The 20,512-nt window shown below is 61.2% G+C and carries 18 protein-coding genes and 2 pseudogenes; 7 read left to right on the top strand and 13 right to left on the bottom strand.

Annotated elements, in window-relative coordinates; genetic code table 11:
* Window positions 1–381 (top strand): NYN domain-containing protein (locus AC0L3B_RS31030; protein ID WP_473381603.1); only part of this gene is annotated, 381 nt, incomplete at its 5' end.
* Between the two features lie 145 nt (window positions 382–526).
* On the top strand, window positions 527–859 hold the full coding sequence (locus AC0L3B_RS31025; protein WP_446480968.1) for a hypothetical protein: 333 nt from the start codon (window positions 527–529) through the stop codon (window positions 857–859).
* A 1,712-nt stretch (window positions 860–2,571) separates the two neighbouring features.
* On the opposite strand, the gene AC0L3B_RS31020 is transcribed toward AC0L3B_RS31025, so the two are convergent.
* The 9 genes from AC0L3B_RS31020 to AC0L3B_RS30980 form a co-directional block, all read right to left on the bottom strand.
* Window positions 2,572–3,975: an amidase gene (locus tag AC0L3B_RS31020; protein ID WP_446480965.1), complete on the bottom strand. Its 1,404-nt coding sequence runs from the start codon at window positions 3,973–3,975 to the stop codon at window positions 2,572–2,574.
* A gap of 84 nt (window positions 3,976–4,059) precedes the next feature.
* A complete protein-coding gene (locus tag AC0L3B_RS31015; RefSeq protein ID WP_247523504.1) occupies window positions 4,060–4,821 on the bottom strand; it encodes an SDR family NAD(P)-dependent oxidoreductase in 762 nt (253 codons plus the stop codon).
* A 47-nt stretch (window positions 4,822–4,868) separates the two neighbouring features.
* Entirely contained in the window at window positions 4,869–5,594 is a 726-nt protein-coding gene (locus AC0L3B_RS31010) for an ABC transporter ATP-binding protein (protein ID WP_446480963.1), read from the bottom strand.
* Window positions 5,584–6,303 carry an ABC transporter ATP-binding protein gene (locus tag AC0L3B_RS31005; protein WP_446480962.1) on the bottom strand — a complete coding sequence of 240 codons (720 nt, stop codon included), beginning with the start codon at window positions 6,301–6,303 and terminating at the stop codon, window positions 5,584–5,586. Before AC0L3B_RS31005 ends, AC0L3B_RS31010 begins: the two co-directional genes overlap by 11 nt.
* A 2-nt stretch (window positions 6,304–6,305) precedes the next feature.
* On the bottom strand, window positions 6,306–7,379 hold the full coding sequence (locus AC0L3B_RS31000) for a branched-chain amino acid ABC transporter permease (protein WP_446480961.1): 1,074 nt from the start codon (window positions 7,377–7,379) through the stop codon (window positions 6,306–6,308).
* A gap of 11 nt (window positions 7,380–7,390) precedes the next feature.
* Complete coding sequence (locus tag AC0L3B_RS30995) at window positions 7,391–8,257, bottom strand: ABC transporter permease subunit (protein ID WP_446480960.1); 867 nt, start codon at window positions 8,255–8,257, stop codon at window positions 7,391–7,393.
* A gap of 97 nt (window positions 8,258–8,354) precedes the next feature.
* Window positions 8,355–9,596, bottom strand: coding sequence for an urea ABC transporter substrate-binding protein (locus AC0L3B_RS30990; protein ID WP_473381602.1), 1,242 nt, complete (start codon window positions 9,594–9,596; stop codon window positions 8,355–8,357).
* Window positions 9,597–9,629: 33 nt separating this feature from the next.
* Window positions 9,630–10,625, bottom strand: a complete 996-nt coding sequence (locus AC0L3B_RS30985; protein ID WP_473381601.1) for an acetamidase/formamidase family protein — start codon at window positions 10,623–10,625, stop codon at window positions 9,630–9,632.
* A 17-nt stretch (window positions 10,626–10,642) separates the two neighbouring features.
* Complete coding sequence (locus AC0L3B_RS30980; RefSeq protein ID WP_446480958.1) at window positions 10,643–12,043, bottom strand: amidase; 1,401 nt, start codon at window positions 12,041–12,043, stop codon at window positions 10,643–10,645.
* Between the two features lie 409 nt (window positions 12,044–12,452).
* Between AC0L3B_RS30980 and AC0L3B_RS30975 the strand changes: the two genes are divergently transcribed.
* The 5 genes and pseudogenes from AC0L3B_RS30975 to AC0L3B_RS30955 all read left to right on the top strand — a co-directional run bounded on the left by AC0L3B_RS30975 (window position 12,453) and on the right by AC0L3B_RS30955 (window position 16,045).
* Complete coding sequence (locus AC0L3B_RS30975; RefSeq protein WP_446480957.1) at window positions 12,453–13,628, top strand: transporter substrate-binding domain-containing protein; 1,176 nt, start codon at window positions 12,453–12,455, stop codon at window positions 13,626–13,628.
* Window positions 13,625–14,212, top strand: a complete 588-nt coding sequence (locus AC0L3B_RS30970; RefSeq protein ID WP_446480956.1) for an ANTAR domain-containing response regulator — start codon at window positions 13,625–13,627, stop codon at window positions 14,210–14,212. Before AC0L3B_RS30975 ends, AC0L3B_RS30970 begins: the two co-directional genes overlap by 4 nt.
* 250 nt (window positions 14,213–14,462) lie before the next feature.
* Window positions 14,463–14,657, top strand: a pseudogene (locus AC0L3B_RS30965) (transposase); the annotation flags it as partial.
* A gap of 241 nt (window positions 14,658–14,898) precedes the next feature.
* Window positions 14,899–15,075: a hypothetical protein gene (locus tag AC0L3B_RS30960; protein WP_473381600.1), complete on the top strand. Its 177-nt coding sequence runs from the start codon at window positions 14,899–14,901 to the stop codon at window positions 15,073–15,075.
* A gap of 31 nt (window positions 15,076–15,106) precedes the next feature.
* Entirely contained in the window at window positions 15,107–16,045 is a 939-nt protein-coding gene (locus AC0L3B_RS30955) for a LysR family transcriptional regulator (protein WP_473381599.1), read from the top strand.
* On the opposite strand, the gene AC0L3B_RS30950 is transcribed toward AC0L3B_RS30955, so the two are convergent.
* From AC0L3B_RS30950 to AC0L3B_RS30935, 4 genes and pseudogenes are all read right to left on the bottom strand, one after another.
* Window positions 16,018–16,260 (bottom strand): DUF2274 domain-containing protein, encoded by a 243-nt coding sequence (locus AC0L3B_RS30950; protein ID WP_473381598.1) that lies wholly within the window; start codon window positions 16,258–16,260, stop codon window positions 16,018–16,020. The genes AC0L3B_RS30955 and AC0L3B_RS30950 overlap by 28 nt on opposite strands.
* 1 nt (window position 16,261) lies before the next feature.
* Window positions 16,262–16,756, bottom strand: a pseudogene (locus tag AC0L3B_RS30945) (TraB/TrbI/VirB10 family type IV secretion system protein); the annotation flags it as partial.
* Window positions 16,757–17,335: 579 nt separating this feature from the next.
* On the bottom strand, window positions 17,336–18,118 hold the full coding sequence (locus tag AC0L3B_RS30940) for an enoyl-CoA hydratase/isomerase family protein (protein WP_247297028.1): 783 nt from the start codon (window positions 18,116–18,118) through the stop codon (window positions 17,336–17,338).
* Window positions 18,119–18,256: 138 nt separating this feature from the next.
* Window positions 18,257–20,347 carry a molybdopterin-dependent oxidoreductase gene (locus AC0L3B_RS30935; protein ID WP_473381597.1) on the bottom strand — a complete coding sequence of 697 codons (2,091 nt, stop codon included), beginning with the start codon at window positions 20,345–20,347 and terminating at the stop codon, window positions 18,257–18,259.
* Window positions 20,348–20,512: the final 165 nt, after the last annotated feature.

Below are 20,512 nucleotides of genomic sequence, written 5' to 3'. Positions count from 1 at the left end.
GCGACCAAGGAGTTCATCGACGCCTCCGGCCGCCGCAAGGTCAAGGGCAACATGGACATCGAGCTCGCCGTGAACGCGATGGAGCTCGCCGAGCACATCGACCAGATGGTGCTGTTCTCGGGTGACGGCGACTTCCGCTCCCTGGTCGAGGCCGTTCAGCGCCGCGGCGTGCGGGTCACCGTGATTTCCACGATCGCGAGCCAGCCGCCGATGATCGCCGACGAGCTGCGCCGCCAGGCCGACGTCTTCACCGACCTCGTCGAGCTGCAGTCCAAGCTCGGCCGCGACCCGTCCGAACGCCCCGCCCCGCGTGATCGTGAAGCGCGTGGACACATGCCAAAAATCTTGCAGGAGCCGAGGGGAAACGACCCACACGACTAGATCCTGAAGGCGGCGCCCGCATTCCGCAAGCGCGGCTCGCGGTGGGCCTGTTTGTTACTTGAGATATCTTGGTGTCGGCTCGACGTCGCTTGCATGAAAGGGGTAGCATCCGGCATCATGTTTTTGCTGGCGAAGCGAACCTGCCTTGGCTCTGAAGAATCCCGACGCAATTGCCGTCATCGTGACCGCCCTCCGGCTTTCTCACGGCGACGAAGCTGCACGCGCCATGCTGGTCGGCGGCATGAGCCTGGCCCTGCTGATAGAGACGATGTTCTCCGCACCGATCGGGCGACGGGATGCCGTTCACAACATCACACGTGCGTTGGACGACTTCGCCATTTCGCCGGAACTTGGTCCGGTCTGGCGCCTTCGCTACGTTTACGAAAGTCATGGCCCGCTTCGCGTCGTCGATATGGAGATTGCGACGCCAACCGGTACGCTGTCCAGTAAAGACGTCTGGCTTCCTCTGCCCGTCTAGCTATCTCGCCACCTCTGCGATGTGGCCGGTGCTGTCGACGATTAGCAAGCGCGCGGTGCCTTCCTGGACGGCCTTGTAGGTCTTTATCTTCCGGCTGGTAGTTCCTGGATGTGCGAATAGCCGGCGGCGCGAAGCTTACCGATGATCTCCTCACACGTCAGGCAGAGCGCGGACGAGCATGGCCAAACCACCATGAGGGCAGCCTGACGAAAGATCGCAGCACTTGCCCTCCCTGCGCGCTCGCCGCCATCGGATGGCGCCTTAGCTTAACCGCCGACCGGCCCCGACAACGTCTCCGTGTGCCCCCAATACGCTTGACACATCCTGCTTCGCGCCGCGTTCGACGTCGTGAACGGTGCGCTATGTCTGTTCGCCTCCGTCGCCACGCGCCACTAAGCCGGAATGCAAAAGCTATCGGCCCCCCTGACAATGACAACCAAGTCGATTGGACTTTGCTGGAACCATTCCCCGACGGATGGTGGGCTTCCTCCTAAAAAGCTAACCAAGCGCTGACCTTGATGAAGAGATCGATCCAATGCCGGTGGGCTACCCACCTTGCGTTCGCCCTTCGGTTGCGATTGGATCGTCATTTTAGGATTTAATCCAATGGCGATCCACCTTACTCGTGGCGAAGGTTCTCAGGGACGAGCTATCTTCGAGGGGCATTCGATCATTAACCGCCGAAGAGTCCGAGGCGATTGCTGCTCGCATCTTCGAGCGGATCACTGAGCTCGAGCTGGAACTTGCTGCCCGGGGCTTCAACGTCCCCGCGAGCGGCGATGACCGGCCGACGTGACGAGCCGAGGACCCGCTACGGAGGGAGCTGGGGCGCACAAGGGCGCAACTCAGCCTTGGCCAACGCACCGCGTGGCTCGGAAACGCCTGCGGCTATCTCGGCAACGGGCGGGACAGGCACTGCTACACTCCTCGCTGGAGTTTTGAGTTCCATTGCAGCAAGCACTCCCACACCCAGTGGGATGAGGAGGCCCAACAACATCATTCTCAGCATGATGCCTCCGGCTTGAAATGGCGCCGGTTAGAATTCTCCGATCTAATGAGGCAACTTGGCGGCGGCCGACCTGACAACGCGCCCCACGTGCAGAGCGTTTGCCGACAGGGTTACAGCCGCTCCAGAAAATCCGCATTGCTAGACCGCGGAACAGGCTTCGTCAGGCTTGGTCGCGGCATCGCGATCGTCTCAAAGTCTTCTCGAGCTTGCTGTCGTACTGCCCGTCCTTGCCCTTGGCGTCATCGAGTTCAAAGCAGCCGCTGCCCTCGGCTTTCTTTTCCATCTCAGTCCGTGCAGCCAAGGACTTCCAGGGCAACTTGATTTCTCAGCCTGCCCCGGTACCACGGGTGTGTCAGCAACTGCGAAAGTGCTGTTTGCAAGTGCAGTAGCGAAGCCCGGTGCTCCTGCGGACGATTGAAGGCCGCACCTGGCTGAAATCAGCCTTCGGGCGAATGCCCGCTTCCCGCCAGAGAGGGCCGTTCACAAGCGTGACTCCCTGCTCGCCGTGCGCACTGATAAGGTTTCAGCAATTTCCTTATCAGTTCGCGAAACTGCTCCATTTGCGACAAGCCATATCGGTTGCCGACTGACTGCTGCGCTCACCAACCCCACTTCGTCTCGGACTCGCTAAATGAGCCCTATCTTCCAGGCGACTCCGCAGGCTAGGAGATTGCGCGCGCGTCTTGGTGTTCCGTGACACCGTTCATTCAATGGGCGCGCGCCGGGTGTGCCAGTCCGTCACCGACTGGAAGGCATGACCAGCGCGGGCAAGCACATCCTCGGACAGATGCGGACCCACCAACTGCATGCTGAGCGGCAGGCCGTCGGACGCCATCCCGTTCGGCAGTGTGATTGTGGGGCTGCCCGAGAAGTCGAACACTGCGGTGAAGCGGAGGATACTGAGCAGCACGTTCGGATCGGCACCGTATTCGCCCATCTTGGTCAGCGTTGGGATCGGCACAGGCATTGTCGGGATCAGCAGCAGGTCGATATCGCCGAACAAGGCGGCGAGACTGCCGCAAAACTTCAGTCGCTCATGATGGATCTGCGCGATTTCGACACCGCTCATCGACCTGCCCTGCTCGATCAGCTGCGCCAGATCGGGGCCGTATTCCGATTTTCGCGACGGATAGGTCTCCAGGTGCGCCTCCGCCGTTTCGATCGAGCACATCGGGATCCACATGCTGACAAGCTTCTCGTAGGCCGGGAACTTGACCTCGCGGATATCGGCACCGAGCGCGGCCAGCGTGCGTTCGGCTTCCAGCAACGCAGCGACCACCTGCGAATCGATCCCGTCCTGGATGTAGCTGCGGTCGACGCCGATCCGTACGCCCCGGATGCCGTCACCGATACCGGCCAGATAGTTCGGCACCGGCGCCTGCAGGGCCGTGGAATCATTCACATCGGCGCCCGCGATGACGCCAAGCATAGCGGCGGCATCGGCCGCGCTCCGGCACATCGGCCCAACATGGTCGAGCGAGTCCGCCAGCGGAAACACGCCGTGACGGCTGACACGTCCCCAGGTAGGCTTGATTCCTGTCAGTCCGCAGGTTGCGGACGGAAACCGGATCGAGCCGCCAGTATCAGTGCCAATCGAACCGAAGCATAGGCCCGCCGAGGTTGCCGCGCCCGATCCACTTGAGGAAGAGCCGACCCAGTAGTCGACGCCCCAGGGATTGAGAGGTGCCTCGTCGTTCGGATGATGACTGGTGTAGGCGCCCTCAGTCATCTTCAGCTTGCCGAGTATGATGGCGCCGGCATGCTCGAGCCGGTCCACGATGGTCGCGTTGAAGGGCGGGATAAATTTGGCGTGCATCGTCGTGCCGCCCGCGGTCGGCGCAAAGGTCGTGTAGCAGAGATCCTTCAATCCGATCGGCACGCCGTGCAGCGGTCCGCGCCAGATGCCTTTCGCTAGCTCGGCGTCACAGAGCTTCGCTTGCGCCATGGCGCGCTCAGCGAGAACGAGTGCGTAGCTGTGGAACTTTCCATCGAGCTTGTCGATCCGGCTCACCATGGCCTCGGTTACCTTCGAGGGCAGCAGCTCGCCCCGGCGGGACAGATCGGAGAGCTCGATAATCGATTTGTAGTGAATTGGATCTGCTGACATTTGACAGCCTTCTTGTTGTCGAAAGCGGCTTAGGCCACCTGCGCCGCAGCCGACGCGGTCCGGTGACCATTGGGCTCTCGATGCTTAGAACTGCACGCCGCGCGTGAGGGCCCCATCGACCACGAGGTTGGTTCCCGTGATGAAGCTCGCCGCCTTGCTGGCGAGGAACACCGCGCCGTTCGCCATCTCCTGTGGCGTGCCCATGCGGCCGGTAGGGTTCAGCGCCAATGCGCTCTTGTACAGCTCGGGATTGCCGTCCTTGATCTGATTCCAGACACCGCCCTCGAAATAGGTGTTGCCCGGCGACACCGAATTGGCGCGGATGCCTTTGCCGGCAAGCTGGAAGGCGAGTCCTTGCGTGTAGTGAATGATCGCGGCCTTGAACGTGCCGTAGGGACCGCTAGCGAAATCGACCTCGCGGCCCGACACGCTGGAGATGGTGACGATCGCGGCGGCCTTGCTCTTCTCCAGATACGGCATCGCCGCATTGACCAGCCGCACAGTGCCCATCATGTCGGTGGAGAACTCCTTCTCCCAGCTCTCCTCGTCCTGCCCGATCGACAACGCGCTGACATTGGCGACGACGACGTCGACGCCGCCGAGCCTGGAGGCCATATCCTCCACCCAGGCCTTGAGCGCCGGGCCGTTGGAAACGTCGACCGAGCTGCCGAACGCGGCGACGCCCTTCGCCTTGATCGCGGTGACCGCGTTGTCGACGTCGGCCTGGTTGCGCGCGCAGATGCCGACATTGGCGCCTTCGGCCGCAAACGTGTCGGCGATCGCCCTGCCGATGCCCTTGGTGCTGCCGGTGACGAGAACCTTCGCTCCCTTGAGTCCCAGATCCATGTCCATTCCCTCCCTATTGACGACTTGAAAACATGCCATGTGGCCATTCAGAGTAGGAGCTGCTCGCGAACATTGTCCTCGTTGACCTCGCCGCCTGCCAGCGATTGCGTGATCTTGCCCTTCTCCATGATGTAACAACGCTCGGCGATCGCCAGGATCGTGTCGAGATTTTGCTCCACGAAGATAATCGTGGTGCCGAGCTCGTTCCGAAACGACCTCAGCGCCTCGCAGATGTGCTGGACGATCGAGGGCTGGACACCCTCGGACGGCTCGTCCAGGATCATCAAGGACGGATTGCCGATCAGCGCACGGCCTATGGCGAGCTGTTGCTGCTCGCCGCCCGACATGGTGCCTGCGGCCTGCCGCCGGCGTTCTTTCAGTCTCGGAAAATACTCATAGACGAGTTCAGGCAGCTTCTTGCCACCGGGACCGCCAATCAACTCTCCCACCTGCAGGTTTTCCTCGACAGTCATCTGCGGAAAGACATCGCGTCCCTGCGGGATGTAGCCGAAGCCTGCCCTCGCCCGCGCGTCGGCTTCGAGCCTTGTGATGTCCTGCCCCATGAAGCTGATCGTGCCACGCCAGGTCTGCAGCAAACCGATCAGGCACCGCATCAGAGTCGATTTGCCTACACCGTTACGGCCGATCACGCCGACGATCTCGCCGCGCGAGACCGACATGGTGACGCCCTGCAGGATCGGCGTCGCACCGTATCCCGCCCACAATTCCGATACGTCGAGAATCTGGTCAGTGGGATTGGGTTTAGTGAGCATGGGTCTTACCGAGATAGATTTGCGCGACCTTTTCGTCCTGCAAAATGCCTTTGAGATCGCCGCGCGCGAAAATCTTGCCGAGATGCAACACCGTGACGCGCTGGGCAACCTGACGCACGAAGGCCATGTCATGCTCGACCACAAGCACCGTCATGCCTTCGGCATTGAACGACTTGATCAACTCGCCGGTCTTGAACGTTTCATCCGGAGACATGCCGGCGGTCGGCTCGTCCAGCAGCAAGAGCTGAGGCTTCAGCGCCAGCGCCATCCCGATCTCGAGCCATTGCTGCTGGCCATGCGACAGCGCACCCGCGAGCTTCTCGCTGTCCGGCCCGAGGTTGAGCAGAGTCAGCAGGCGATCCTCCTCGGCGATGCGTTCCGCACCGGATAATCGCCCCTGGAGCGCAATCCGGATGTTTTGCCGAACCGGCAGCTCCTTGAACACGCTCGGAGCCTGCATCTTGATGCTCATGCCCCGCTGCACGCGCGCATATGGACGTTCAGCCGTGATGTCGACGGTATCGAACAGTATGCTGCCTTGGCTCGGCGGGTAAAGACCCACGATCAGCTTGAACAATGTGCTCTTACCGGCGCCATTTGGTCCGATCAGGCAGTGGACCTCGCCGGCGTTGACCGTTAGGTCGACGTCGGAGACTGCGGTCAATCCGCCAAAACGCTTGGATACGCCTTTGACTTCAACCAGCGCCATGATCAGGTCTCTTCCGATTGCAAGCGACCAGCCTCCGCCATGACGGCGCTCTCTTTGCGCCGCCGACGCCCGCTCCACCAGTCGGCAGCAAGCTTGCCGATGCCGAGCACAAAACCCTGCGGCGCCAGCATCACCGTGGCGAGCAGCAGCGCCCCCATCAACACGAGTGCGGCCTGCTGGCTGTAGACCGTGATGGTCTGAAAGCCGAACAGCAGCAGGAACGATCCGACCAGCGTCGCGGTCAGATCGCTCCGTCCGGAGAAAGCCACCCATATGATAGGCATCGCCGCAGCAGGCAGACCGATGCTGGACGGCGTGATGAACTGCCCCCATGACGTGTACAACGCGCCGCTGAGGCCCGCGAGGCCGCTGCCAATCACAAAAGTCAGCAGCTGATATTTTCGGACATCGTAACCTAGCATCTCGGCACGCTGCGGGTTTTCCCGCGTTGCCACGATGACGTTGCCTATGCCCGAATTCACCAGCATGCGCAGCGCGAGGTAGACGATCACGATCAACGCGATCATGACGTAGTACAGCGTCGATCCCTCGATAAACAAGTCGCCCACGGTCAGCGGGTCCATGCCCTTCATGCCGTTGAAGCCGTTGAGCCGAGCCGAGCCTATGTGCCACTCCGGCCCTGCAGTTTGGCCAAGGAAGAAGGCGAGCACGAGGGTCGCGGACAACGTCACGATACCGAAGAAGATGCCGCTGATACCGCCCCAAATCATGAAATAGCCGAGGATGCCCGCCGCCACCATCGCTAGGACAACGGAGAGCATCAGCGCGACGATCGTTGCTGTGCCGCCGCCCATGTTGATCGCGAGCACGCCATACCCGTAGCCGGCGATGCCGAAGAACAAGGTCTGGCCGAACGATAGCATGCCGCCATAACCCCACATCAAGCATAGGCCGAGCGCCATGAAGATCCAGATCAGAAAGTAGGCGAAATTGCCAACGTCGTAGGAATCAGCGAACAGCGGATATGTCAGCGCGCCCGCGAGCACGACAAGGAAGCTGGACCAGAAGACCTTGCCACGTCCGAGCGTCTGCGGACCTTCCAGCAGCTTCAACATCACGATCCCCTTTAGCGCCCACGACGAACTAGAACACTGGAGAGTCCCTCGGGCAGAACCCGAATGATCAAAATAACAGCGACTAGCATGCCAATCTGCCCGATGATCTGGCCGTAGCTCGCGTTCAGCGCCATCCGGATCATGGCCAGCAACACGGCCGCTGGCGCTGTTCCGAGCAGCACGTTCGCCCCTCCGATCACGACTGTGACAAAGCTTTCGACCACGAAGGTCGCTCCCATGGTCGGGATCAGCGTCATGGTTGGTGCGTAAAGGGCCCCGCAAAGCCCGGCGAGACCAGTGCCGATTCCGAAACTGATCGCATAGATGCGGCCAGTGCGCGCGCCCAGCGCCTTCGCCATGGCCGCATTCTGCATCGTCGCGCGCGAGATCACGCCGAATCGCGTCTTCATGAAGATGATGTAAAGACCAGCCAGCACCGCTACCGCGCACGCGAACAGCACCAAACGATAGGTCGAAAACGTATAGCCACCGATCGCAAAACTTCCCTCGGGCGTTCCGATGCCCCGCACCGCAGAGCCTACGGTCAGAAGCATCGATTGCGTTACGATCAGACTAAGGCCCCAGGTCGCGAGCAGCGAGTCCAGCGGCCGCTTGTAGAAGCGCCGCACGACCAGGAACTCGACGAGGACACCGATGAGCCCCGCCGTGAGCGCGGCCAGGATCTGCGCAATTGCGAGCGGAACGCCCAGATTCACAAGGCCGACGGTGACATAAGCGCCGCACATGATGAACTCGCCATGCGCCATGTTGATGACGCCCATCATACCGAACACGATGGCAAGACCTGCAGCCGAGAGAATGAGGAACGCGAACACGTCGGCGAACTGATAGAATACCGAGAATACTTCAGCCGACATCTTGGTCCCTCTGTCGATCCCGGCGCCGCATCGTTGCGGCGCCGGCCCTGTCCAGAACGCAACTCTCAATACGAGCAAAATCCGTGCCCGTCAGGCATCACGATTTCTTCGGGAGATGGCTCGGCGTGTATTGGTCCTTGTCGTTCCTCTTGGTGAGATCGCAACCGATTTCGCTAAGCCAGTACGGCTGGATCGTCCCATAGTCCTTCTCAACCTTCACCTCATGCTTCGGCCCGACCGAGATCAGACGCATGCGGTGCGAGGTGTGCTGGCTCTTCGGATCGATGCACACCTTGCCTTCGGGAGCGTCGATGCATGCATCGCCGGTCGCGATCACCTTGCGCATGTCGTCGAGCTTGATCGACCTCGCTCTCTCGACCAGCGCCTTGTACATATAGAGCGCATTATAGGCATTGTAGCCCATGTCGTTGATGTAGAGTTCGTCAGGGAATTTCGCATGCCAGCGCTGCTTGAACTCGGTCGCTTCCGGCGTGTCGATCTCCTCGAACCAATTCGCAGTCGCATGCATGTTGTTAAGCGCAGGCGGCTTGAACCGCTTGTGCTCGAAGCCGAGCATGACCTTGATCGACGATCCCATCGGCAGATTGAGGTTGGCCGCAGCCGCCTGCTCGAAGAATGAATCCTGCGCAGCGCCGACATTGATCGTGAGTAGCCAATCCGGCTTCGCTTTCTGGATGTTCTGGATCGTCTGCGCGAACTGCGACACGCCGAGCGGGATGAACTCCTCGCCTACGACCTCGCCGCCGAGATCCTTCATGATCTTGCGGTTCCACTCGGCCGAGATTTGACCGAAATTGTAATCAGCGGCGATGACATAGACCTTCTTTCCGAATTTCTCGACCATCCATGGAATCAATGTTGAGAATTGCTGCTCCGGCACTGCGCCCATGCTAATCATGCTGGCGTCACAGACGCCGCCTTCATACTGATTGGTGTAGAAGTACGGTGTCGAGGTGCGATCGACGATGGGACGTAGCGCCTCGCGAGAAGCCGAGGTGATGCCCCCGATCAGAACGTCGACCTTGTCGCGGTTGAGCAGTCGACGGCCGAACTCCTGATAGCGCGCATTGTCGCCCTGCGGATCAAGGTGAATCAGCTCGATCTGTCGCCCCAGGATGCCACCGCTTTTGTTGATCTCCTCGACTGCCAGCTGCGATCCATGCAGCTTTGGCATTCCCATGAAGGCGAGGTCGCCGGACACGTCCTCGAGCAGACCTACCTTCAACGGCGGTTCCGCCGCCCGACCAACACTCGCGCCTGCCACTGTACCGAGCATGGCGCCAAGCAAGACCATTCTGAGCTTACGTCCCGAATTCATCGTGCTATCTCCTGTTCTGAAAGCGTCTGGATGTCATGGCTTGAGGTAATTCTTCAGGATCGATGCCCCCATCGTGTATTTTGGATCGACCATGTTGCCGAGCCGCATGCGGCCGGCTTGGCTGAGCAGCATGTAGGCGTCGATCTCGTCGAAGCCGTAATCGGCCGCCATCCACCGCACGAGTTCGCGATAGGCGATACGCGCCGCGTCCTCAAGCGGACGCGCGCTGCCGATCGTCATGATGAAGTCCTTCGTCTCGAGCCGCGGCCAGGCGAAGCTCCAGTTCTTGATCAGGTCGACCTGCAACGTGACGGTTGCGCGCTGCTCCAGCGCCACGCCTGAGAGCTCACCGTCGCCCTGCGTCGCATGGCAGTCGCCGACGTAAAGCATCCCGCCCTCGGTATGCACCGGGAAATAGATGATCGCTCCGGGAGCGACATCGGGCAGATCCATGTTGCCGCCGTGGTAGTCGGGTTGCAACGACGAGATCGCCTCGATCTCCGGAGAGACGCCGATTGTGCCGATGAACGGCTCGTAGGGCAGCGTGATCTTATCGTTCCAGCGCACGCCGTTCCTGTCGACATGCAGCTTCTTCACACGCTCCGCCAGCGGCGGATTGAGCAGCGCCGTCGAGCTTGTTCCAACCAACCCCCCGAACTCCGGAATAATGCAGGTCGTTCCGGCCGGCTGTTCACCCCGCGTCTCGACATCGCGGATATAGATTGCAAGGCAATCGCCCTTCTTGGCGCCTTTGACGGCAATCGGTCCGCATTGCGGGTTGAGATAGGGGAAGTTCAGTTTGGCCGTGGGGCTGTCGCTCTCCTTGGTGAGCACGCCGCCGAAGGCGTCTTCCGTCTGGACGACGACCACCCCGCCCGGATCGATGGACAAGGTCGGGTTGGCATAGGGACCGTAGACGTAGTGGAAGCCACCTTGTTGCTCGATGGTCAGACTATGCGTCGCGCCGATCGCACCCTTGGCGACTGCGCGTTCAGCCATAATGGATTTCTTCAACCAGTCTTCGGACATGTGATCGGCTCCTCAGCTCAGATCGGGGGATGACGCTTGTGCCAGTCGGTGACGCGCTGGAACGCATCGCCTGCGCGAACGAGGCCGGCCTCATCGAAGTGACGGCCGACGAACTGGAAGCCGACCGGACCGCCATTTGCGGTGAAGCCGCCGGGCAGCGTCACGGTCGGGCTTCCCGTCATGTCGAACGGACACGTGAAGCGGAGTAATCCAGCGATGAGAGAAGCGTCCTCGCCGAGGGCCGCCATCTTGGCGAGGGTTGGCGCCGCGAATGCCTGCGCCGGCACCGCGAGGAGATCGACCGACTCGAACAGAAGGCGGACGGCGCCGCGAAACGCCTCGCGGCGAAGCACGATCTTTTGATAGTCCATGCCGGACTGCTGCCGGCCGAGATCGAGCAGGCTCGCGAGCGCCGGGCCGTACTCGTCCTTGCGTGCGGGATAAGTGTCCTCGTGCGCGACGGCCACCTCGATGCCGCAGAGCGGGAACCAATCGTCGATCACCGCCTTCGGATCGGGAAACGTGACCTCCTTGATCTTCGCGCCGAGGTCGGCCGCCACACGCAACCCCTCAGTCAACACCATGGCCGCATCGCCGTCGGCGCCTTCGCTGGTCCAGCGCCGGTCGACGCCGATCGTCACGCCACGCAGGTCGCCGGAGAGACCAGCGAGATAGTCGGGCACGGGCAGCGGGACCGACGTCGTGTCCTTGGGGTCCTGACCCGCGATCACGCCGAGGATCGCGCCGCAGTCGACCGCGCTCCTTGCCATCGGGCCGATATGATCCAGCGTTGCCGCAAGCTCGAACGCGCCGTACCGACTGACTCGTCCCCAGGTCGGCTTGAGCCCGGTGATGCCGTTGGCCGCGGACGGGAAACGGATCGATCCGCCGGTATCGGTGCCGAGCGAGCCGAAGCAGAGCCCTGCCGCGGTGGCGACGCCGGAGCCGCTCGAGGACGCGCCGGGCCAGAGATCCGCGTTCCACGGATTTTTCGGCGGGTCGATCTTCGGGTGATGATCGGCGTAAGCGCCTTCAGTCTGCTGCAGCTTGCCGAGAATGATTGCGCCGGCTTCCTTCAACCGCGCCACGACAGTTGCGTCCTCGGTTGGACGAAAGTCGCGATGGATGGTCATGCCGTGCGCGGCGGGCGCGCCCTTCGCCCAGCAGAGGTCCTTCACCGCCACCGGCACGCCGTGCAGCGGCCCCCTGATCTTGCCGGAAGCGATTTCCTTCTCGGCCGCCGCCGCTTCGGCGAGCGCCGAGTCGGCCATTACATAAGCAAAGCTCTTGAGCTTGCCGTCGAGCTGCTCGATCCGCCCGAGCATCGCTTTGGTCGCTTGGACCGGCGATAGCTCCTTCGCCTGGATCTTCCGCCCGACGTCAACGAGTCCTAGATAGTGGAGATCTGTTGTCGCCATCGCCTATCACCCTCCCACTCGATGTGACACACGGTCGTCTTCACGCATGCGCTATCCTCACGGGCGACGCGGACGCATCGCCAGCTTCCCCGGCGGCAAACGAAAAAAGCCACCCGTCCCTCCCGAATGAGGCGACGAATGGCTCAAATGCCGCGGCTATGATCTATCGCTTAGGGTCCACAATCGAACGAAGCACTTAGTGCAAAGAGCTGGACGTCATCGGCCAGATCGGCGCACGCAAGGTTCGGCAGGTAACCCCTAGGAGAAAAGTCTAAGTAACTGCCTATCGCATTGTCAACGATGCTCTCTGCCTAAATTTCGATAGTGCTGCGCAGCAAACCGGCAGGCTACTTGCACTGCCATCCCCGATGATGATTTCATTGTCGCGTCGCACCACCGAAAGTCGGCAATGACAAAATCGTCTGTTCCCGTTGGCATCATCTGCTCGCAGTCCGGGCCCTATCAGGCCATGGGCCGCGAGATCCTCAAGAGCGCCATAATGGCGGTCGACGAGATCAACAACCAGGCGGAGTTTGATTTCTCGATCGCTCCCCATATACGCGATCCCCACGGCGTCATCTCGGAGTATCATACGGTCTGCGACGACCTCATCCGCAATGTCCGCGTCGAGCACATCATCGGCTGCTACACGTCGGCATCGCGCAAACAAGTGCTGCCCATCGTGGAGCGCACCGATCGCCTACTCTGGTATCCTGCGCGCTATGAAGGCTTCGAGTGCTCCGACAACGTGATTTATGTCGGCGCTTCTCCAAATCACAACGTCTTGCCGCTCGTCCAATACGTGCTCGACAATCTGTCACGGGAGATCTTCTGCGTCGGCTCCAACTACGTTTGGACTTGGGAGACAAATCGCGTCACCCGTGAACTGGTCAGCGCGGCAGATGGCCAAATCCTCGCCGAACGGCTGCTCGAACTCGGCGAAAGTGCCGTCGATCACATTGTCGACGAGATCGTTCGTCGCAAACCGCCAGTCGTGTTCAATACGTTGGTCGGAAGCTCGAGCTACGACTTCATCCGCGCCTTTCACGCCGGCACCAAGGCCGCGGGTCTGGCGATTCCCATGTTGAGCTGCAGCCTCTGCGAGCCGGAACTCGCGATCATCGGACCGGCATCGGCCGGCTGCATCACGTCGTCGGCCTATTTCGAGAGCATCCGCCTGCCGGAGAACCGCGCGTTCGTCGCGCGCTGGAAGGCGCGGTATGGTGACGACAGCAGCCCCTCCGTCGACGGGCAATCCGCCTATGTTGCGGTCTATTTGCTGGCGCGCGCGCTGCAGCGCGCGGGCACATCCGACATCGCCGAGGTGCGGCGCGCCGCGGCAGGCTATCGCTACAATTCGCCGCAAGGGCCGGTCTGGATCGACGGCGGCAACAATCACTGCGTCCTTACACCGCGGTTGGCCGTATCCAATCCGCACGGCCAATTTGATATCTTCTGGGAAGCCGACGCGCCCGTTAAGCCTGATCCTTACCTGACGCAGCTCGACGTTACGGTCAGCCCTTCGAGGGAGATCTCGGTGGGCGGCGCATTGCCGAACGCGCCGCATTTGCGGGTTGTGAAATGAGCAGACCGTCTTCGTTTTCGCTGCGCGGACGCAAGGCGCTCGTTGCCATCAAGGACGAACGCGATGCAACCATCGTGCGACGGCAGTTCGAGCGTCTCGGGATCGCGGGTGTCGCATGGATGCCGGGTGAGCCCGTCGGCTTCGCACCGGACCTGTCGCTGATCGATGACGAGTTCCTACCCTTGCTGCAGCCGACGCAATGCGCGTACCTGGCGCGGTCACCTGTCATCGCACTGGTCGGCACCGAGACCCCAAGCCGCCTGAAGTTGGTGTTCGAGCTCGACCCAGCTTCGTTCCTCATCAAGCCGCTGCGATCGGCCGGCATCTATGCAGCGCTCGTCATGGCATTCGAGCGAAACGAACGCACAAGCGAATTGAAGCAACAGATCGTCAAACTCGAGCAGCGCTTGCGGTCACGTCGTGTCGTACTTGCCGCCGTTCTCCAGGTGATGCATTCGCATGCGCTTGCCGAACCTGCCGCCTTTGCGCTGATCCGAAAAGCCGCCATGGAGCAACGCAAGACGATCGAAGAGCTTTCGGCAGAGATTGCGGCAACGGGCATGCTCCCGCGCGCAACAGGTTAGATCGCCTTCTGCGGGCGGGCGTGGCAGGCCGCAATCTCCTGTGCCCGCTGGACTCCTTGCTGTTTGCATCGTCACATCAAGAAGATGAGCCGTAGCACGCGCATCGCATAGCGCTTGATAAGCTCTCAACTGATTGGCACCATCGGGCAAACTCTGTTTCGGCTTCTGGCCCGATTCTGTTGAAAAAGTCGGCTGTTGCGGCGCAGATAGATCAGTGATTCAGTCTGTCTAGTTGGCAGGACTGAAGATCATGATGGGGCATCGGCAAGTCGAGCAAGCCGCTTTGTTCTATGAGTTCTCACTTGAGAAGCATATTCCCGCCGATCACCTGCTCAGGTCGATCGACAGGTTTGTTGACCTCGGAGAGATCAAGCGGGACCTGGCACCTTTCTACAGCAACATCGGTCGGCCTTCGATCGATCCGGAGCTCATGATCCGGATGCTGGCCGGCACGTCGGAGCCGATCCCGAACTCGCGGCTGCAGAACGATCCCAGACAAATGCCCTTCTGCTTTTCGGCTCGGCTGGTGCCTCCGCGAACGGCCGTATGATCGACGAACGGTCCGGTACTCAGCGAGCGTAGTGAATCGAGAACAAATCCGTCTGCGACCTAGCGTTGGACGTGGCTGGTATCAACACAGGCAGTGGAATGCGTCGCATCTTCCAGAATTTCATTGATCTCTCCTGTTGGCCGCAGAAGACATCGACGACTTTTCCAAAGCCACAGCGGCTGCCGCGACCGCTCTGGATCTGTCCCGTTTTGCTTATCTCGCCACCGAGCGCGCACAAACCGGCGAGCCCCGCCTGATCGCCACCTATCCTTCCGAAGAGATCAGCGGCTCGCGCGCCTCCATTGCTACTTAGAATGTACGTGCCGGCCTCGGAGAACGTGAAAATGGACCAGTCACGGACGTGCCGGGGGCACGCGGTTGACCTGCAACAGCTTCGATTTGCGGTAGCAGCCGCAGACTATGGGAGCATTCGGCAAGCCGCCGAGCTGCTGTCCGTTCGACACTCAATCCTGAGCCGATCCATTCGTCAGCTTGAGCATCTGATCGGCGTTGCCATATTCGAGCGCTCGGGCGGAGGCGTAAAGCCAACGCCAGCTGGACGAACCGTTCTGAGGATGGCCAGGTTAATTCTGGAGCAAGTCGATGTGCTTGTTGCAACAGCAAAGTCGAATGGACGAGGTGAAGCCGGCCGCCTTTCGATCGGCTTTTGCACCTCCATTTCCGCGGGCAATCTGCGAGCAACACTTAGTGAATTCAAGAACCGGTATCCTCGGGTCGAACTCGCAACAGTCGAGCGGTCGCGAACGCATCTCGGGACGGCGCTGCGAAATGGCACAGCGGACGTTCTCATCGTGCCCCGGGGCGCGCGACTGCCGGACAATAGCGTTCACCCGCTTTGGAGTGAGCGTATCCTGGTCTCTTTGCCGGACAATCACGCATTGGCATCAGAAACTGTAGTCCATTGGACCGATCTCCGAAACGAGACCGTTCTACTGAGCCAGCACGATCCCGGACGCGAGCTTGAGGATCTCTTGATATCAAAGCTTGTTTCTCCTGCGGATCGACCGAAGATCGAACGCCACGACGTCAGCCGCAGTATCATCAAAAGTCTCATCAGCATGAAGCTCGGAATCAGCCTGGTCCTGGAATCAGATGTTGGCGCGAGCCTAGCTGGCTTGGTTTATCGCGAACTGCGCGATGGGACGGGGCCGACCCGGGTTGACTTTTCGGCACATTGGCGAGCCGATAACGACAATCCCGCTTTGGATAGTTTTCTTGAACTGTTAGCCGAGCGCTACCCTTTGTTTGGCTCAGGCGAATGAACCGCACGCCGGAGCTTCGCAAAGCCGCGATCCGTAGCCATGAACCGCGCCAACATCGGCGCTATAAGCTTTCCCGGTTCGCTGATGGTTTGACCGGATTCGCTTGCAACGGCCTTCGCGTAGGCAAGCAGATCTCGATGCACGGAAGCTGGCAGTTCAATGCTGACCTTGACTGGTCTCTCGTCGGCAAGCGCCCCAATCTTGAGCTTGGTCATTTCACCCTCGGTATGGCTCGAGAACGAGATCGCGATTGACGATAACGCGCACCGGGAATCCCGGACGGACGGTCAACGTCGGCTGAATATTGAGGCTGCGCCGAACCACCTGCTGTCCAGTTTGGTTTAGCGAGTCAGAGGCGCCATGCCGCAACGCCTGGATGATGGCGCTGTCGTTGCTATTGGTGTCGGACCCCGCACCTAGTTCTGCCCCGACAGCCAAGACGGTCGACAGCGCTGCCGCCTTGAATAGCTCCCCCCAATGATTGTCGATCTGGTCTTCGAGCCCGGCGTAGCCTGCGCTGTCAGCGCCGGGCTGCCGCTCCAGAACGATCGAGCGGCCGTTCGGCATGATAAGCCGGGTCCAGACCAGCAGCACTCGCGACTGGCCGAAGGAAACCTGGCTATCATAACTGCCGATCAGCTTCGCTCCTTGGGGCACGAGCAAAAAGCGGCCGGTTGGAGTGTCGTATAAATTCTCCGTCACTTGCGCCGTGTTCGGCGCCTTCGACGTTTCGCATTATCGACCCAGCGAGCGGCCAAATAGCGTCAGAATCGTGCATCCGAAGAATGGAGAGGAGGCCTGGTGGCCACTATCGGACGAAACCGGCACCCCTCTCTTTCCTGAGCTTATGGAGGAGCTCGACGAGATCAAGAGGACCACCCTCTCCGGTCTGGTATTCCGTCGTGATCATGCGCATCGTCAGTCGGCAATCCCGCTACCATGGATTACCCCACGCAAGGATCTCCGCTATCTCCGTAGTGTGGTAAAAACCATCATCACAGAGGCTGGCCTACGTCAGGAGCTTTCTTTTAGGTCTTTCCGACACGGAGGATTTACCGAGGGCGCCGACAGCGATCTCACGGATGCAGAGCTGCGCGCGGCTGGTCGTCATAGATCAAGTCGCCAACTGCCAACCTATGCCAAGCGTACGGCCAGGCAGTTGATCATTGCCACAAAAAAGCGTCTCGAGGAGCGGACAAGATCTCTCCTTATTCGGCTAAACACCAATCTCCCCTCGGAATAAAGGCATGTCGGCCGATGGCAGCACGATCAATGCGCTGAAAGGATCGCCTATTTTCCCGTCCACACCGGCTTGCGCTTCTCGCTAAACGCCTTCAGCCCTTCCTTGGCATCCTCGGTCATGGCGAGCAGCGCGATCTGGCTTTCGGTGTAGGCGATGCTCTCGTCGAACGACATCGAGGCGATGGCGCGCATCGCGTATTTGCCGCGACGGATCGCGGTCGGGGATTTGTCGACGATGCGGCCGATCAGCCAGTCCACCTTGGCATCCAGCTCGGCCGTGGGCACGACGTAGTTCAGCAGGCCTGCTGCCAATGCCGCTTTCGCGTCGAACGGCTCGCCGGTCAACGCCCATTCGTTGACGAGGCGCGGTGGCGCGATCGACTGCAACAGGCTCAACACCTGCATCGGGAACACGCCGACCTTCACTTCCGGCAGGCCGAAGATGACGTGATCGGCGGCGACGGCCATGTCGGTCATGCAGAGCAGGCCCATGCCACCTGCCATGCAGACGCCACTGAGGCGCGCGATCGCGGGCTTGGTCGCGTTCTGCGACAAGCGTAGCAGATCGGCATAGTCGACATTCGGCTTCGAATGATCCATCGCGAAAGCCGCGCCGGAGTTCTGCAGGTCCGCACCGGCGCAGAACGCCTTGTCGCCCGCGCCCGTCAGCACGATGACGCGCACGTCCTTGTCGTCATGCGCGTCGCGATAGCCGCGCGTGATGCCGGCGATGACCTCGCCATTCAGCGCATTGCGTTTCTCGGGCCGGTTGATGGTGATCCAGAGCGCCTGCCCGCGCTTCTCGGTGATCACGGCTGTGGTGTCGGTCATGGCGCGCTCGCTTCCTTGGGCTCTCCGTTTTGCAGCCATTTGCGGCAGCTCGGGCGGAAGGTGCAAGGGCAATTTGCGGCGCGGCGCCGCTTTAGCGTCTCGACACAAACTGTAACACGATCGAAGGCATGTTGCGGATCAGGCCGCCACCGCTTTCCTGATCCAGACCTTGTTGTCGTGGAAAGCGGCGCCGCCGATCGGCGCGATAGTGTCCGCGCCCGTCAGCATGTTGATGCCGCGGTTACCGATATGGTTCTTGTTGGGATGAACGGACTCCGCGATCAGCACGCCCCGGCGCACGCCCTCGAACAGCGTGGCGATCAGCGTTGTCTCGCCGCGGGTGTTGCCGAGCGTCACGGCGTCGCCATGGGCGATGTCGAGCGCGGCCGCATCCAGGGGATGGATCATCACGCTCGCCTTGCCCTCGCGCGCCTGGGAGGACGGCGTCTCGTTGAAGGTCGTGTTGAGGAAGCTGCGCGACGGGCTCGTGGCAAGCCGGAACGGATGGGCCTGGTCGGAATGCTCGATCACGGCCCAATGGTCCGGCAGAGACGGCATCTTGTCGAAGTCACCCATCGTCTGGCCGAACGGCGGATGCGCCCAATCCGCTTTGAAATGGAATTTCCTGTCGGCATGGGCGAAGCCGTCGAGATAATGCGACGTGCGGAAGTCCGGCTGCAGGTCGCGCCAGAGATCGGCTTCGAGGCCGGCAATGTCGCCGTGGTCGCTCAGCTTCAGCGTCGCGTCGATCAACTCACGCGGCGTCAGCTCGAACCCTGGATGCCTGGCGCCAAGCCGCGGCGCCAGCGCCTGCAAAACCTCGTGGTTGGAGCGGCACTCGCCGGGCGGGTCGATCAGCTTCGGGCCGACCGAGATGTGCTGGTGCCCGCCACCGTAATAGAGATCGTCATGCTCCATGAACATCGTCGCCGGCAGCACGATGTCGGCCATCTCGGCCGTCTCGGTCATGAACTGCTCGTGCACCGCGACGAACAGATCCTCGCGCGCAAACCCCTGCCGCACCAGTGCCTGTTCCGGTGCCACCGTCATCGGGTTTGTGTTCTGGATCAGCAGCGCCTTGACCGGACCCTTGCCGTGCAGAGCCTTGGAATCGCCGGTCAGGATGCGGCCGATCTGCGACTGGTCGAGCGCGCGGATGGTCGGGTCGATGGCGTCGTGGCCTTCGATGATGGATCCGTTGAAGTGCCACAGCGCGTAATTGTTGAAGAAGGCGCCGCCGCCTTCATATTGCCAGGCGCCGGTCACCGCGGGAATGCAGTTTGCAGCATGCATCTGCGCCGCGCCGTTGCGCGAGCGGGTGAAGCCGTAGCCGAGCCGGAAGAAGGTCCGCTTGGTCTCGCCGACCAATCTGGCAAAAGCCTCGATCTCCGCCACCGGCACGCCCGAGATCGCCGACGCCCATTCGGGCGTGCGCGTCTTCAGATGCGCCTCGAGCTCATCAGGGCAGTCGGTGTACTTGTCCATATAGGCGCGATCGGCATAGCCGTCGCGGAATAGGACGTGCATCACGCCGCAGGCGAACGCGCCGTCGGTGCCGGGCCGCAGGATGATCTTGATATCCGCCTGCTTCATGGTCTCGTTGTCGTAGATGTCGACGGCCGCGATCTTGGCGCCACGCTCCTTCCGGGCACGGGCGGCGTGCGTCATCACGTTGACCTGCGTGTTGACGGGGTTGGTGCCCCAGATCACCACCAGATCGGACAGCGCCATCTCGCGCGGATCGACGCCGGCGATCTTGCCGGTGCCGATCGCGAACCCGATGCGGCCGACATTGGCGCAGATGGTCTGATAGAACCGCGAATATTTCTTCACATGGGTGAGGCGGTTGAGACCGTCGCGCATCACCAGCCCCATTGTGCCGGCGTAATAATAGGGCCAGATTGACTCCGCGCCGAATTCGCGCTCGGCCTGGTTGAAGCGATCCGCAATCTCGTCCAGCGCCTCGTCCCAGCTGATCCGCGCGAACTGACCGGAGCCCTTCGGCCCGGTGCGGCGCATCGGATAGGTCACCCGATCGGGGTGATGGATGCGCTCGGCATAACGGGCGACCTTGGCGCAGACCACGCCGGCCGTATAGGTCTGCTTTTTCGAACCGCGGACACGACCGATGCTGCGCCCCTCGACCACCTCGATGTCGAGGGCACAGGCCGACGGGCAATCATGCGGACAGGTCGAATGGCGGATTTCGATCTTGGCGTGCTGGTTCATGTCCAATTTGGTAACACCAAAATACCTGTCAGCCGAGGGTATTTATCCGGCAACGCCCATGCGATTTGCTCAGACCGCGTGCGCCGCCGGTTCCTGCCGCGACCGCGAAGAGCAGACCCGCCACACCGAAAACCGCCGGATATTCCAGGCGCCATCGGCTTTGTG

The sequence above is a fragment of the Bradyrhizobium sp. Kon56 genome (assembly GCF_055807635.1).
The sequence above is the reverse complement of the archived record's forward strand: the minus strand, read 5'-3'. Positions and strand labels throughout refer to the sequence as shown.